This is a genomic window from Amycolatopsis sp. NPDC114503 (assembly GCF_055633655.1).
Genome location: NZ_JBVKDT010000003.1, coordinates 269,575 through 283,592, shown reverse-complemented (window position 1 = coordinate 283,592; position 14,018 = coordinate 269,575). Strand labels below are relative to the sequence as shown.

At 70.5% G+C, this 14,018-nt stretch carries 14 protein-coding genes; 5 read left to right on the top strand and 9 right to left on the bottom strand.

What is annotated here, in order from left to right; all coding sequences use genetic code 11:
* Window position 1: 1 nt before the first annotated feature.
* Window positions 2-1,618 carry a dipeptide ABC transporter ATP-binding protein gene (locus ACZ7OI_RS13985; protein WP_470264567.1) on the top strand — a complete coding sequence of 539 codons (1,617 nt, stop codon included), beginning with the start codon at window positions 2-4 and terminating at the stop codon, window positions 1,616-1,618.
* A gap of 54 nt (window positions 1,619-1,672) precedes the next feature.
* On the top strand, window positions 1,673-2,194 hold the full coding sequence (locus ACZ7OI_RS13980) for a dihydrofolate reductase family protein (protein ID WP_470264566.1): 522 nt from the start codon (window positions 1,673-1,675) through the stop codon (window positions 2,192-2,194).
* Window positions 2,195-2,325: 131 nt separating this feature from the next.
* On the opposite strand, the gene ACZ7OI_RS13975 is transcribed toward ACZ7OI_RS13980, so the two are convergent.
* Window positions 2,326-2,550, bottom strand: coding sequence for a hypothetical protein (locus tag ACZ7OI_RS13975; RefSeq protein ID WP_470264565.1), 225 nt, complete (start codon window positions 2,548-2,550; stop codon window positions 2,326-2,328).
* 143 nt (window positions 2,551-2,693) lie between these two features.
* Between ACZ7OI_RS13975 and ACZ7OI_RS13970 the strand changes: the two genes are divergently transcribed.
* Window positions 2,694-3,359, top strand: a complete 666-nt coding sequence (locus tag ACZ7OI_RS13970; protein WP_470264564.1) for a hypothetical protein — start codon at window positions 2,694-2,696, stop codon at window positions 3,357-3,359.
* A gap of 58 nt (window positions 3,360-3,417) precedes the next feature.
* Window positions 3,418-4,272, top strand: a complete 855-nt coding sequence (locus ACZ7OI_RS13965; RefSeq protein WP_470264563.1) for an SAM-dependent methyltransferase — start codon at window positions 3,418-3,420, stop codon at window positions 4,270-4,272.
* Here ACZ7OI_RS13965 and ACZ7OI_RS13960 read toward each other — a convergent pair whose 3' ends face one another.
* The 6 genes from ACZ7OI_RS13960 to ACZ7OI_RS13935 form a co-directional block, all read right to left on the bottom strand.
* Entirely contained in the window at window positions 4,273-5,757 is a 1,485-nt protein-coding gene (locus ACZ7OI_RS13960; RefSeq protein ID WP_470264562.1) for an APC family permease, read from the bottom strand.
* A 34-nt stretch (window positions 5,758-5,791) separates the two neighbouring features.
* A complete protein-coding gene (locus ACZ7OI_RS13955; protein ID WP_470264561.1) occupies window positions 5,792-7,135 on the bottom strand; it encodes an MFS transporter in 1,344 nt (447 codons plus the stop codon).
* 154 nt (window positions 7,136-7,289) lie between these two features.
* Window positions 7,290-8,696 carry an aspartate ammonia-lyase gene (locus ACZ7OI_RS13950; RefSeq protein WP_470264560.1) on the bottom strand — a complete coding sequence of 469 codons (1,407 nt, stop codon included), beginning with the start codon at window positions 8,694-8,696 and terminating at the stop codon, window positions 7,290-7,292.
* Window positions 8,697-8,723: 27 nt separating this feature from the next.
* A complete protein-coding gene (locus ACZ7OI_RS13945) occupies window positions 8,724-9,848 on the bottom strand; it encodes a M20 family metallopeptidase (RefSeq protein ID WP_470264559.1) in 1,125 nt (374 codons plus the stop codon).
* Complete coding sequence (locus ACZ7OI_RS13940) at window positions 9,848-10,525, bottom strand: DUF1028 domain-containing protein (protein WP_470264558.1); 678 nt, start codon at window positions 10,523-10,525, stop codon at window positions 9,848-9,850. Before ACZ7OI_RS13940 ends, ACZ7OI_RS13945 begins: the two co-directional genes overlap by 1 nt.
* Window positions 10,522-10,944, bottom strand: a complete 423-nt coding sequence (locus ACZ7OI_RS13935; RefSeq protein ID WP_470264557.1) for a RidA family protein — start codon at window positions 10,942-10,944, stop codon at window positions 10,522-10,524. The genes ACZ7OI_RS13940 and ACZ7OI_RS13935 overlap by 4 nt, the downstream gene beginning before the upstream one ends.
* 226 nt (window positions 10,945-11,170) lie before the next feature.
* Here ACZ7OI_RS13935 and ACZ7OI_RS13930 point away from each other — a divergent pair, with 226 nt between their 5' ends.
* Window positions 11,171-12,451, top strand: a complete 1,281-nt coding sequence (locus ACZ7OI_RS13930) for a flavin-containing monooxygenase (protein WP_470264556.1) — start codon at window positions 11,171-11,173, stop codon at window positions 12,449-12,451.
* On the opposite strand, the gene ACZ7OI_RS13925 is transcribed toward ACZ7OI_RS13930, so the two are convergent.
* Together ACZ7OI_RS13925 and ACZ7OI_RS13920 are read right to left on the bottom strand one after the other, a co-directional pair.
* Window positions 12,400-13,035, bottom strand: coding sequence for an alpha/beta fold hydrolase (locus tag ACZ7OI_RS13925; RefSeq protein WP_470264555.1), 636 nt, complete (start codon window positions 13,033-13,035; stop codon window positions 12,400-12,402). The genes ACZ7OI_RS13930 and ACZ7OI_RS13925 overlap by 52 nt on opposite strands.
* Window positions 13,032-13,970: a beta-ketoacyl-ACP synthase III gene (locus tag ACZ7OI_RS13920; protein ID WP_470264554.1), complete on the bottom strand. Its 939-nt coding sequence runs from the start codon at window positions 13,968-13,970 to the stop codon at window positions 13,032-13,034. Before ACZ7OI_RS13920 ends, ACZ7OI_RS13925 begins: the two co-directional genes overlap by 4 nt.
* Window positions 13,971-14,018 lie beyond the last annotated feature (48 nt).

Genomic DNA, 14,018 nt, shown 5'->3' with positions numbered 1-14,018 from the left:
CGTGTCCGAGCAGCTGCTGTCCCTGCGCGACGTCTCGATCCGGTTCGGCGACACCGCCGCCGTCCGGGAGGTCGCGTTCGAGGTGAACCCCGGCGAGGTCGTCGCCCTCGTCGGGGAATCCGGTTCCGGCAAGTCGGTCACCGCGCTGTCGCTGCTCGGCCTCCTGCCGGACACCGCGACGGTGACCGGTTCCGCGGTGCTCGACGGCCGCGATCTGTACACAGTGGACGGTCCGGCGATGCGCGCGGTGCGCGGCGGCGAGATCGGCATGGTGTTCCAGGAGCCGATGAGCGCGCTGAACCCGGTGTTCCGGATCGGCACGCAGCTCGTGGACGCGGTCCGGGCGCACCGGAAGGTGTCCCGGGCTCTCGCTCGGGAACGGGCCCGGGAGTTGCTGGAACTGGTCGAATTGGACGCTCGGCGGGTGCTGCGCGCCTACCCGCACGAGCTGTCCGGCGGGCAGCTGCAGCGGGTGGTGATCGCGATCGCGTTGATCCACGATCCGAAGCTGCTGATCGCGGACGAGCCGACGACCGCGCTGGACGTCACCGTGCAAGCCGGGATCCTGCAGCTGCTGCGGTCGCTGCGGGACCGGCTCGGCACGGCGATTCTGCTGGTGACGCACGACATGGGCGTGGTCGCGGACGTCGCGGACCGGGTCGTGGTGCTGCGTGACGGGCAGGTGGTCGAGCAGAACACCGCGGCCGGATTGTTCGCGTCGCCGCAGGCCGACTACACGCGGGAACTGCTGGATTCGGTGCTGTCACTGGGTTCCGCGCCCGAAGGTGCGGTGCGGCCGACGTCGGCTCCGCTGGTTTCGGTGACGGATCTGGCGGTGACCTACCGGGTCGGCGGCGGGGCCCCGCCGGTGCGCGCGGTCGACGGCGTGTCCCTGACGATCGGGACCGACGAGGTGCTCGGCCTGGTCGGCGAATCCGGTTCGGGCAAGAGCACGATCTCGTCCGTGCTGACCGGTTTGGTCGCACCCTCGGCGGGAACCGTGCAGGTCGACGGCGTGGACCTCGCGCGGGCGTCGGCGCGGCAACGGCGGGACATCCGGCGGCAGATCGGGATTGTGTTCCAGAACCCGGCCTCCGCGCTCAACCCGCGCGCGACGATCGGCGCGAGCATCGCCGAACCGCTGGTCGTGCACGGCGAACGCGGCGAGCACCGGGAGCGGGTCGCGGACCTGCTCGCCGCCGTGCGCCTGGACCCCGGCTGGAGCGGCCGGTACCCGCACGAGCTGTCCGGCGGGCAGCGGCAACGCGTCGGGATCGCGCGGGCGCTGGCGCTGCGGCCGCGGCTGCTGATCGCGGACGAGCCGACGAGCGCGCTGGACGTCTCGGTGCAGGCGTCGGTGCTGGACCTGCTGGCGGACCTGCAGCGGGAACTGGCGTTCGCGTGCCTGTTCATCAGCCACGACCTGGCGGTGGTGGAGCGCGTCGCGGACCGGGTCGTCGTGCTGCATCACGGCAAGGTGGTCGAGGAGGGCCCGGTGGCGTCGGTGCTGGGCTCGCCGCGGGAGGACTACACCCGCCGGTTGGTCGCGGCGGCGCCGGTGGCGGACCCGCAGCGGCAGCGGGAACGCCGGGAGGCCTGGCGCGCGCTGTCCGGCTGACCGATGAGTTTCCGCCCTTCCGGGAGTCGGTACGGAAAACGGAAGGGGCACGACATGGGAAAGCTGCTGTACTCCGCCGCGATGTCGCTGGACGGGTTCATCGCCGGGCCCGGCGGGGACATGGGCTGGCTCGCGCCGTACACCGGAGACGCCTCGGCGGACGAGCTGGCAGCCGAGGTCGGCGCGCTGCTCGTCGGCCGCCGGACCTTCTCCGGCGACGACCCGTACCGCGGCACCGAGGCCGAAGGCAAGGCGTTCGGCGGCGGGTGGGACGGGCCGCAGGTGGTGCTGACCCGGGGTGTCGCGCCAGCGGTGCCCGGGGTGACGTTTTGCTCCTCGTTGGACGAAGGCGTCGCGGCGGCTCGGGCGGCGGCGGGGGAGAAGACGGTGAATGTGCTGGGTGCTTCGGTCGGGCGGGCCTGCGTGGAGGCGGGTTTGCTGGACGAGGTCGCGGTGATGGTGATGCCGGTGCTGCTCGGCGGCGGCGTCCGGTTGTTCGAGCGGCCGGGGCCGCCGGTGCGGCTGGAATTGTTGGCGCAGCAGGGGACGAGCCTTCGGTATCGCGTGCTGCGCTAGCGGTGCGCTCAGATCCGCCCGGCCGTGGACCAGCACTGCCGGAATTCCGTGCGGCAGGCCGATGTCGCGCAGCAGCTGGTCGTCCTCGAGCCAGGCGTGGTGGCGATAGCAGTGCGCGCAGAGGCGGGCGTTCAGCTCTTCGTCCGTTCCGTCGCTGAACTGGCCGGTCTGTCCGACCCGTTTCGTCCGCAGCTGCGCTGGCCGAACACCACGACGCGGAATTGCGCCGGGCCGAAGCTGCCGCCGTGCGCGGACAGGACCGGTTTGCCCGCACCGCTCGCCTCCCAGCAGATCTGCTGCCCGTCGCCGACATCCGGCCTGCTGGCGGCGTCGGTTTCGACCGGAAACGGCCGCATCGCGGGCCTCCTCCCCGCGGCGGAAACCCGTCGAGAGCACTGGATCACGCCCGAGGCGGGTTTACAGCGCGGGCCGGGGGTCCCTAGGATCTGCGGCGCCGGAAGCGCCGCGGACGCGCGGCCCCGGCGGGGTGGAGGTCTGGATGGGGAACCCGGAGTCCGGCAGCGACCTCGAGTCGGTCGCGAATCTCGTGCGGCTGTCCGAGACGGCGCCGATGCCCCGGATCGACGGCAGCGAACCCCCGCCGCTCGTGCGCCCCCGGGCCGAGAGCGGCGACGAGACGGCCTCGGCGTTCGGCGGGGTCCTCGACCTTTCGACCGGTTCGCCGGCCGAACAGCTCGCCAAACGCGGCCCGCTGCCCGTGGCGGACCCGCCGGCGCAGACCGCGCCGCCGGCCCAGCGACGGCCCGCGCGCTACGGCGTCTTCGCCGGTGCGGCGGTGGTGCTGTGCGCGGGACTCGGCTCGTGGGCGTTGTGGCCGTCGACGTCCGGCGGGGCCGGCCCGCAGCCCGTCCAGCCGCCGCCCGCTCCGGTGCGCACCACGTCGTCGGCTCCGCCCGCGGTGAGCACGCTGAGCGCGTCCCCGGCCCCGGCCAGCGGACAGGTGCGCGACACGATCGTGCGGGCCAGCAGCCGTCCCGAGACGACCGCGCCGCCGCCGCGCGTCCAGCCGACGCAGAACCCGCAGCAGGACGGCGGAAACGCCTCGCACGACTCGATGGAAGACGCGTTCCGCTCGGCGGTCAGCTCGTACATGGAGCACTGGGGCGACGACAGCGACGGTCAGCCGCGCCGCTGGCACGGTTGACCGTCGGAAGTACTACTCTCAGTAGGCCACTGCCGACCGACTGCTCCGCGAGGTGTCCATGACCGGCTCGTCGTCCCCGTTGTCGCCCAGCCAGGTGCCGGTCGGGGTGGACCCGAACCGCCCGAGCATCGCGCGGATCTACGACGGGTTCCTCGGCGGGAGCCACCACTACGAGGTGGACCGCGCGGTGATGGAGAAGATCAGCACCGCGGTCCCCGAGGCCGTGCACATCGCCCGCGGCAACCGCGGTTTCCACAACCGCGTGCTGCGGATGCTGGCGAGCCAGACCGACATCCGGCAGTTCCTCGACTGCGGTTCCGGCCTGCCGACGGCCGAGAACACCCACCAGATCGTGCAGCGCTACCACCGCGACGCGCACGTGGTGTACGTCGACAACGACCCGGTGGTGCTCGCGCACGGCCGCGCGCTGCTGGAGGACAACGACTTCACGCACATGGTCGAGGCCGACATCTTCGAGCCGCAGGCCGTGCTGCAGAACGAAACGGTGCGCGAGTACCTCGACTTCTCGGAGCCGATCGCGCTGCTGCACATCGGCACGATGCACCACTACGAAGGCGACGGCGCGGTCGAGGTGATGCGCGAGTACATCGACGCCCTCGCGCCCGGTTCGTACGTCGCGATGGCGCACTTCTACGACCCCGAGGTGCCGGAGCTGACCGCGGTCGCGAAGCGGATCGAGGAGATCCTCGTGTCCGGACCGCTGGGCGCCGGGCGATTCCGGACCCGCGCGGAGATCGAGGCGATGCTGCCCGGACTGGAGCTTCTTCCGCCGAGCCGTACCGACGGCCCTGGCTTGTCGGTCGCGGACGAGTGGTGGCAGGACGGCCCGAGGCTGAAGCCGCTGAGCGACGCGGCCCGGTGTGTGGCGGGTGTGGTGGGCCGGAAGGTCTGATCAGGACGTCGCGGCCGGTTGCGGGACTTCCGCGACCGGCTCGGGTTGCTTGCGGGCGATGAGATAACCGACGAACCCGAACCCGATCAGCACCGCCAGCGTCCCGGCCGTGAACAGCTCGAAGGTCAGCCGCGACACGCCCCAGGTCGCCTCGAAGTCGTAAGGCACCCCGAGCGCCCGGTCGAGCACCCCGGGCACCACTGTCTGCCAAGCGCCGAGCAGGATCCACGCGTAGATCAGCACCGCACTGACCCACAGCCCGACCCGTCCGCCCGGCACCCGGAACGGACGTTCGACCGACGGGTATTTCCGTCGCAGGACCAGGATCGTCGGGAAGATCAGCAGGTACGACAGCAGCAACGTGCTCACCGCGATGTTCAGCACGACCGCGAACACCGCCGACGCCGAACTGCTCTGCACAATCGTCGCCACCACAGTGAACACAGTCGCGACCACGCCGGAAAGCAGGTTGACCCGCAACGGGGTGTTCAGCTTCGGATGGAACGCACCGAACCACCGCGGAAACGCACCGTCGACTGCGGCCATCGCCTGAATCCGGTCCGAAGCGATCATCCACGAACAGCCCTGGTTCAGCAGGACGAAGACGAACACGACGGCGGCGAGTGTCAGCATCGCGCCCGAAGCGCCGCCGTACACAGAGAACACCTGGCGCACCGCGTCGAGGAATCCCCCGAGACCGTTGATCTTGTCCGCGGGCATCACCAGCACGATGCCGAACACCGGCACCAGATAGCACAACGCCGACACCAGGCCCGAAACGCCGACGGTGACCGGGACATCGCGCCGAGGGTTGTGCATTTCCTCGGCAGCACCGTTGGGCGCCTCGAAACCGACCAGGGCGAACATCAAAACCGGGACCACCGCGAGGAATCCGCCGAGCGTCGGCGAGAAGGCCAGCGAACCGTGGACGCCGTGGCGGGCCGCGTAGATCGCCGCGGTGACTGCGAAGAGCACCACGAGACCGACTTTCAGCAGCGCGCCGGCGGCGATGAACCACTTGCCGTACCGCAGGCTCACCACCGCGCCGAGGATCGCCAGCCAGATGAAGACGAGCTTGAACGCGTAGTCCGCGAATCCGCCCGGCGAAGCGGGGACCAGGTACTGCTGCCAGGTCGCCGCCGCGAGGAAAGTGATCGATCCGCCCAGCCACACCGGGTTGGTGATCCAGTACAGCAGCGTGCCGAGCGCGGCGGGCAGCTTCCCGAAGGCGAGCCGCAGCCAGACGAACGGCCCGCCCTCCGCTGGGAACGCGCTGCCCAGTTCGGCCATGACCAGCCCGTACGGGAACAGGAACAGCACCAGGAGCACCGCGGTCCAGGTGAGCGCCTCCGCCCCCGAAGTCGCGATCTGGCCGATGGTGTCCACCGAGATGATGGCCGCGATCGCGAGGAAGATCGAGTCGATCCGGCGCAGATTCCGCCGCAGGTTTCCGGATTCGCTGTTGACGAAGGTGGGTTCGGACACGCTTCACCGCCTTTGGTGAATCGAGAGGGAGGAGTCAGGCTTTCGTGTTCTCCAGGTCTTCCTTGTGCAGCAACGGAGTTCCGACGGTCTCGCGCATCGAGAAAGCGGCGATGAGACCGACGGCCGCCGCGGCCATCAGGTACGGCCCAGGCACGAGAGTGCTGCCGGTAGCGGAAATCAGGACAGTCATCAGGTACGGCACAGTGCCGGCGAAGAGCGCGGCGGTGATGTTGTACGCAATCGAAAGTCCGCTTTGGCGGGTGCGCGTCGGGAAAATCTCCGCGGACCACACCGCATAGGTGCCGAGGATCGCGGCCAGGACGGCGCCGAGCGCGAGCCCGCCGATCCAGGTGCCGACGAGCCCGGTGCGCATCAGCAGGTACGCGGGGGTGGCGAGGACGAACAGCGCGACGCCCGCGCCGATCAGGACGGGCCGCCGGCCGACGCGGTCGGAAAGGCGGCCGAAGAAGGGCACGAGGAACAGCCCGACGAGCGAGATCACCGTGGACAGCGCCGCCGCGCTGCCGGACGAGTGGCCGAGGTAATCGGTCTCGTAGGTGACCAGGTAGGTGAGCACGGCGTAGAACGGCACGTGCATCATGGTCATCAAGCCGGCGGCCTGGAGCAGCTGCTTCTTGTTGTGGCGGAACAGTTCCCGGACCGGGCTGCGCGGCACGTTGTCGGTCGCTTCGAGCGCGCGGTACTCGGGGGTGTCCTCGATCTTGCCGCGGATGACGAACCCGATGATGCCGAGCGGCGCGGCGATCAGGAACGGGACGCGCCAGCCCCACGACGCCAGCTGCGCGTTCGTCAGACCGAGCGACAGCAGCAGGAAGACGAACGAACCGGCGAGGAATCCCAGCAGCGAGCCGACTTCCAGCCAGCTGACGCCGAATCCGCGACGACGGCGCGGCGCGTACTCGGCCAGGAAGCTCGCCGCGCTGCCGAACTCGCCGCCTGCCGCGAGACCCTGCAACAGGCGCAGCAGCACCAGCAGGATCGGGGCCGCGATGCCGATCGTGGAGTGCCCGGGCAGCAGGCCGATCACCAGCGTGGCGCCGGACATCACGAAAATGACCACCGACAACGTCCGCTTGCGGCCGATCTTGTCGCCCAGCGGCCCGAAGATCAGCGCGCCGATCGGCCGGATCCCGAACGACACCGCGAAGACGCCGAACACCGCGAGCAGCCCGGCGGTCGAGTTGCCCGCCGGAAAGAACACGGACGCGATAGTGCTGGCGAGGTAGGCGTAGGCGGCCCAGTCGAACCAGTGCACGAAGACGCCGACGGCTCCGGCCGCGACGCTGCGGCGCAGCGTGGCGGGATCGGCGCTCTGTTCGGCGAGGTCTGGCGCCGGAGAGGCGTCGGGTGCGGTCATGAGTGGCCTCCTTGGACCGGTGCTTCGGGAGGACGCTAAGAGCGGCCCACGGCATCTAACAAGAAGTAATAAGCAAAGCAATGCATCTGTTCGAGTTATGCAGAGGCGCTGAGCTGTGCCGATACGAGGGTCTGATGGCGGCGAAACCCAGCGTTTACGTGCGGGAGGGTCCGCCGGTGAGGGCCTGCGGGGTGGTCAGCGCGACGACCTGGGCTTCGGTCAGCAGCTGCCGTTCCCGCACCAACTCCAGCGCGGGGCGGCCGGTTTGGTGTGCTTCCAGCGCCAGCGTGCACGCGGTTTCGTAGCCGAGTGCCGGGCTCACCGCGGTGACCAGCCCAGTCGAGGTAGCGACGAGGCCGGCCAGGTGTTCCCTGCGGGCGGTGATGCCGCGTACGCATTGTTCGGCGAGCACGCGGGCACCGGCCGTCAGGTGGTCGAGACCGGCGGTGAGCGCCCGCGCGATGATCGGCTCGAAGGCGTTGAGCTGCAGTTGCCCGCCCTCGGCGGCGAGCGTGACCGTGACGTCGTGGCCGATGATCTCGAAGGCGATCTGGTTGACCGCTTCCGGGATCACCGGGTTGACCTTGCCCGGCATGATCGACGACCCGGCCTGCCGCGCGGGCAGCGCGATCTCGCCGAATCCGGCCTGCGGCCCGGACGAGAGCAACCGGAGATCGTTGCAGATCTTGGACAATTTGACCGCCACGCGTTTCAGCACGCCGGACAGTTGCACGAACACTCCGACGTCCTGGGTCGCCTCGATCAGGTCGGGTGCGGAGACCAGCGTCGCGATGCCGGTCAATTCGCGCAGGTGCGCGACGGCTCTTTCCCGGTACCCAGGGCGTGCGTTGAGGCCGGTGCCGATCGCCGTGCCGCCGAGGTTCAGTTCGTGCAGCAGAAGGCGGGCTTCGGACAGCCGCTGTTCGTCCTCGCCGAGCGTCGCGGCGAACGCGCCGAACTCCTGGCCGAGCGTCATCGGAACGGCGTCCTGCAGCTGGGTGCGGCCCATTTTGAGAACGTCGGCGAACTCGATCGCCTTGTCCGCGAACGCTTCCCGCAGCCCGGCCAGCGCGGCGAGGAGCTCGGCGAGATGCCGGTCCAGCGCGAGTTTGACCGCGGTGGGGTAGACGTCGTTGGTGCTCTGCCCGAGGTTGACGTCGTCGAGCGGGTGCAGGCGCGCGTAGTCGCCGCGGGCGTGGCCGAGCAGCTCCAGAGCGCGGTTGGCGATGACCTCGTTGGCATTCATGTTCGTCGAGGTCCCTGCGCCGCCTTGGATGAGGTCGACGACGAACTGGTCGTGCAGACGGCCGTCCCGGATCTCCGCGCACGCCTGAACGATCGCCGTGGCTCGCTCCGGCGAGAGCGCGCCGACTTCCGCGTTGGCGCGCGCGGCGGCCTCCTTGACGGTGGCGAGTGCGGCGACGAGGTGCGGCCGGTCGGCGAGGGTTTCGCCCGTGATGGGGAAGTTGACCAGCGCACGGGCGGTGTGCGCGCCGTAGTAAGCGTCGGCGGGCACGGTGGTCTCGCCGAGCATGTCGTGCTCGGAGCGGGTGTGGGACATCGGTGTCCTTCCCGGGAGAGGGGGATTTCAGGAGGCTCGGTCGACGCCGGTCCACGCCAGCGCGATCGCGCCGTCGAGCAGGGCCCGTTCCGCGGTCCCGCCCACGCAGTGCGCGGCGAACTCGCGCTGGTGGTTGATCGCGGGCAGCGATCCGATCCCGATGTACGGATGGATCGCGGGTACGACCTGGGAGACGTTGCCCATGTCGGTCGACGCGCGGTTCATCCGCGACGCCGTGCCGTCCGGGGCGAACTCGCGACCGAGTTCCAGGGCGTTGGCGCGATAGGCGGCCAAAGCCCGTTCGTCGGCGCGGAATTCGGCGTACGGCTTGCTTTCCGGTTCCACGCTCAGCTCGCAGCCGGTGGCCAGAGCACCGGCCTCGAAAGCGCGCATCACGCGTGGTTCCAATGTGGACAGCTCAGCCAACGTCTCGGCCCGTACGTACCAGCGGCCGGACGCGTGCTCGGGGATCGCGTTGGGGGCGTCCCCGGCGTGCGTGACGATGCCGTGTACGCGCGCCGATGACGGAAGTTGTTGCCGCAGAAGGCCGATCGCGACCTGGGCGACGGTGAACGCGTCGGCCGCGTTGACCCCGGCCTCGGGGTAAGCGGCGGCGTGCGCGGACTTTCCGGTGTAGGAGATCTTCGAGTGGCTGACCGCGAACGGCCGCGCTTCGGCGACGTCCACCGGTGCCGGGTGCACCATCATCGCGAGGTCCACGCCCGCGAAAGCGCCGCGTTCCAGCAATTCGATCTTCCCGCCGCCGCCCTCCTCCGCCGGAGTGCCGTAGACCTCGACGGTCACGCCGATCTCGTCGGCGACCGCGGCGAGTCCCAAAGCGGCGCCGACGGAGCTGGCCGCGATGAGGTTGTGCCCGCAGGCGTGGCCGAGGCCAGGCAGCGCGTCGTACTCGGCGCACAGCGCGATCCGCCGGGGCCCGGAGCCGAAGCTGGCGTGGAACGCGGTGTCCAAGCCGAGGTACCCCGAGGTGACGGCGAACCCGGCCCGATCGAGCAACTCCGGCACCGCGGCAGCCGCGCGATGCTCCTCCCAGGCGGTTTCCGGATCGGCGTGCAGCCGCTCGGACAGCTGGATCAGCTCGTCGGCGTGCCCGTCGACCACGGCGCGGGCGGCCGCTTTGGGCGCGGCCATCACTCGTCCCCCGGCACGCCGTACGACGGCGCGGCCGCGGGGTTCAGACCGCGGGTGACGTAATCGTCGCGCTGGGGGAGCCAGACGTCGAGGAGTTCGGCGAGCTGCTCGATCGGTTCGTCCGCCCAGTCCACGCGCAGATCCGTAACCGGCCACTCCGCGGCGGACACCACGACGAGCCCGGCGGACCGCACCGGGCCCTCCTCGCCGCCCGCCGCGAGCCCGGCCCGCATCGCCGCGACGAGGCGTTGTTCCAGCTCGCCGGACGCGTCGGCGAAAGCGTCCGCCATGGACTGGGGAATGTGCTCGCCGGCCAGCATGTTGCCCGCCACGACCACGCCGTCCGCCGTCGCCGACGCATGCGTGCCGAGAGTTTTCGAGCCGCTGTAGGCAAAACCAGGCCCGGTCCGGCCGAGCACGGTCAACTGCCGGTACTCGATGTGCTCCGCGGCCGCCGTTACCTCGGCGAGAGCCTTCTCCGGATCTCCGTGCTCCGCGAGCCGGTCCAGCAGCCGCCCGCCGAGGCGAGGGTCGGTGATGTTCTGCGAGGACGCCGCACCGAGGCCCGGGCGCAGGTGCGCGACACGGGCGACGACTGCGGGGCTGGACGAACTGGCCGCGATGCCGAACCGGACGGTGCCGCCGGAAGTGTCGCGGGCGACGATCGAAAAGGTCACTTCTCCTCCTCCGGGATCACCGCGACGGCGTCGATCTCGCACAGCCATTCCGGCCGGGCGAGCGCGGACACGACCACGCCGGTCGAGATCGGGTGCACGCCCTTGGTCCAGCGCCCGACGGTGCGGTAGACCGCCTCGCGGTAGCGCGGGTCGACCAGGTAGATCGTGAGCTTGACGAGGTGCTCCATCCGGCTGCCCGCTTCTTCGAGCAGCATCTTGATGTTCGCCATCGCCTGCTCGGCCTGCACGGCGACGTCGCCGATCCCGACCGATTCGCTCGTGTCGAGGTCCTGCCCGATCTGGCCGCGGACGTAGACCGTCCCGTTGGCGACGACGGCCTGGCAGAGGTCGTTGTCGAGGTTCTGCTCCGGGTAGGTGTCCCGCGTGTTGAACGGGCGGATGCGACGGTGGACAGTCACTGCGTGGCCTTCCCTGCGGCGGTCGTCGGACGCCTCAGCCTGACCGCGGTCGCGAGGTTCTGTCCAGTAGATCTTTCTGGACCAATGCATCAGTTATGTTGATGCACCCTGCATCGGGAAAACAGATCTTGAGTGCCGGAAACATCTGTTGGACACGAGCAGTGCGGGCCGTGAGGATCCGGAGAGACGGCGCTGAACCGCGCTGAAGCCGGAGCGGAGGTCTGGGATGTCGAGCGAACAGGTGGAGGCCCTCGTCGTGGGCGGGGGACAGGCCGGCCTGGCGATGAGCGAGCACCTGAGCGAATGCGGCGTGCCGCACGTGGTCCTGGAACGGAACCGGATCGCCGAACGGTGGCGCTCGGAGCGGTGGGACTCGCTCGTCGCGAACGGCCCCGCGTGGCACGACCGTTTCCCCGGCTTGGAATTCCCGGATGTGGCTCCCGGAGAATTCGCGTCGAAGGACCAGGTCGCGGACTATTTCGAGGCCTACGCGGAAAAAATCGCCGCGCCGGTCCGCACCGGGGTCGAGGTGACGTCCGTGCGGCGGCACGAGGGCAGGCCCGGGTTCCGCGCCGAAACCTCGGACGGAACGATCGACGCCCGGTTCGTCATCGCCGCGACCGGCCCGTTCCAGCGCCCGGTGATTCCGCCGATCGTGCCCGCCGGCGCCGGTCCGGTGCAGCTGCACTCCAGCGGCTACCGGAACCCCGGGCAGCTCCCCGAAGGCGCGGTGCTGGTCGTCGGCGCGGGCTCGTCGGGTGTGCAGATCGCCGAGGAACTGCGCCGGGCCGGGCGTGAGGTGTACCTGTCGGTCGGGCCGCACGACCGTCCGCCGCGCAGCTACCGCGACCGCGACTTCTGCTGGTGGCTGGGCGTTCTGGGCAAGTGGGACGCCGAGACGCCGCCCGCCGGAGCGGAACACGTGACCATCGCGGTCAGCGGCGCGCGCGGCGGGCACACCGTGGACTTCCGGGCGCTGGCCGGGCTCGGCATCACGCTCGTCGGCATGACCGGCGCGTACGCCGACGGCAAGCTCAGCTTCGCCACGGACCTGGCGAAGAACATCGCGGCGGGCGACGAGAATTACCTTGCCCTGCTTGACGAAGCCGACGCCTACGCGGCGCGCAACGGGCTCGACCTGCCGGAGGAACCGTCCGCGCGTGAGCTTGGGCCGGACCCGGCGTGCGTCACCGATCCGTTGCTGGAGCTGGACTTGGCCGCGGCCGGAGTGACTTCGATCGTGTGGGCGACCGGCTTTGCCGTCGACTACAGCTGGCTGCAGGTCGACGCCTTCGACGAGAACGGACGGCCGAAGCACCGGCGCGGGGTGTCTGTCGAGCCAGGGGTGTACTTCATCGGGCTGCCGTGGCTGGCGCGGCGTGGGTCGAGTTTCATCTGGGGCGTGTGGCACGACGCGAAGTTCGTGGCGGACCACGTGGCGATTCAGCGCGGGTATCAGAGCCAGTCCGAGACCGCGGACAGCCAGCGTTCCGGTGCCTGGGAATGAATCCGGTGCCCGACGCCGACCGTCACCGTTTGCGCATCCGGTAAGGCCTGTTCGAGCAAGGCGTACCGGGATTGGTCCAGGTGACTCCGCGGTCCGCCCGCCAGGATCAGCGTCGGGGCGCTGATTGCCGCGAGGCTGGCCCACCACTCGGGTTGAGGAGCTCGAAGGCCGGCGAGCACGTCCCGCACCATCGCCGGGTCGAACTGCTTGTGGCGGAAGAAAGCGAGCGCACGCAAAGCAGTCCTTCGCCGTGACGGCGGCAGGTCGTCGGCGTCGCGCGGGGGCACCGGCACCTCTTCGAGCACCAGTCGCTCGACCCGGTCCGGCGCTTCCGCGGCCACTATGGACGCGACGAACGCGCCGAGCGAATGCCCGGCGAGCGTGAACCGCTCGAGGCCGTCCAGCGAGCGCAAGACGTCGTCCCGGAAGGATGCCAGCGGATACGAGCGGAGCCGTCCGGCGTCGTGGTGCCCGAGCAGGACCGGGGTGTGCGGGCGGAACCCGAGTTCCGCCAGCCCCGGGCGCAGCGGATCCCACGTCGCCGGGCTGCTCGCGGCGGCGTGCAGGCAGACCAGGTCTTTCACGGGCAGGCCACGACCTGGCCCGCCCACGAGAGCCCGCCGCCGAAGGCGAAGAGCAGCACCGGTTCGCCGGCGGGCAGCTCGCCGCGCGAGACCATTGTGGACAGTGCGAGCGGGACGGACGCCGCCGACGTGTTGCCCGAATCGACCACGTCCCGGCCGATCACCACGTCCTCGCGCAGTTCGAGACGGCCGGTCAGCGCCTCGATGATGCGCAGGTTGGCCTGGTGGGTGACCACTCCGGCGAGGTCGGTGGTGGCGATGCCCGCGCGACGGCAGGCCTCCGCCGCGACTGCGGGCAGTTCCTGAGTAGCCCAGCGGAACACCGCCTGGCCGTCCTGGGCGAACGCGGGCTGCCATTCGTCCACGAGCCGGACCAGATGCCTGCGTGCCGGGTCGGAGCCCCAGACGACGGGTCCGACCGACGCGGTGTCCGTCGCGCTGAGGACGGCCGCGCCCGCGCCGTCGCCGAGCAGGACGCAGGTGCTGCGGTCGGTCCAGTCGGTGACGTCCGACATCTTCTCCGCGCCGACGACCAGCGCGTGCCGGGCGGCTCCGGCCTGGACGGCGTGGTCGGCGGTGGCCAGCGCGGTGCAGAAGCCGGCGCAGCCGTTGTTGAGGTCGAAGCAGACCGGGGCCGGGATGCCCAGGCGGCCCGCGACCTGGGCGGCGATCGACGGGCAGCGGTCGATCGCGCTGCACGTGGCGACGGTGACCAGGCCGATGTCGCCCGGTTCGAGACCGGCCGCGGCCAGCGCCTTCGCCGCGGCCTCGGTGGCCAGGTCGGCGACCGAGCCGTCCGCGACGTGCCGGGTGGCGATGCCGGTGCGGCGGCGGATCCACTCGTCGGTCGTGTCGACCATGCCTTCCAGATCGGTGTTGGTCAGCACGCGGGCGGGCCGGTGGTGGCCGAGCGCGGTGATGCGGGAGCCGGGCATCTGTCCCTCCTCAGGGTCTGGTCGCACTATAGCGACCGATCGTTCGTA

Coding starts and splice junctions, on each gene's coding strand:
- ACZ7OI_RS13965 (WP_470264563.1), top strand. CDS start 3,418: ATGACCGGCTCGTCGTCCCCGTTGTCGCCCAGCCAGGTGCCGGTCGGG.
- ACZ7OI_RS13950 (WP_470264560.1), bottom strand. CDS start 8,696: ATGTCCCACACCCGCTCCGAGCACGACATGCTCGGCGAGACCACCGTG.
- ACZ7OI_RS13970 (WP_470264564.1), top strand. CDS start 2,694: ATGGGGAACCCGGAGTCCGGCAGCGACCTCGAGTCGGTCGCGAATCTC.
- ACZ7OI_RS13920 (WP_470264554.1), bottom strand. CDS start 13,970: ATGCCCGGCTCCCGCATCACCGCGCTCGGCCACCACCGGCCCGCCCGC.
- ACZ7OI_RS13945 (WP_470264559.1), bottom strand. CDS start 9,848: ATGGCCGCGCCCAAAGCGGCCGCCCGCGCCGTGGTCGACGGGCACGCC.
- ACZ7OI_RS13955 (WP_470264561.1), bottom strand. CDS start 7,135: ATGACCGCACCCGACGCCTCTCCGGCGCCAGACCTCGCCGAACAGAGC.
- ACZ7OI_RS13980 (WP_470264566.1), top strand. CDS start 1,673: ATGGGAAAGCTGCTGTACTCCGCCGCGATGTCGCTGGACGGGTTCATC.
- ACZ7OI_RS13975 (WP_470264565.1), bottom strand. CDS start 2,550: ATGCGGCCGTTTCCGGTCGAAACCGACGCCGCCAGCAGGCCGGATGTC.
- ACZ7OI_RS13930 (WP_470264556.1), top strand. CDS start 11,171: ATGTCGAGCGAACAGGTGGAGGCCCTCGTCGTGGGCGGGGGACAGGCC.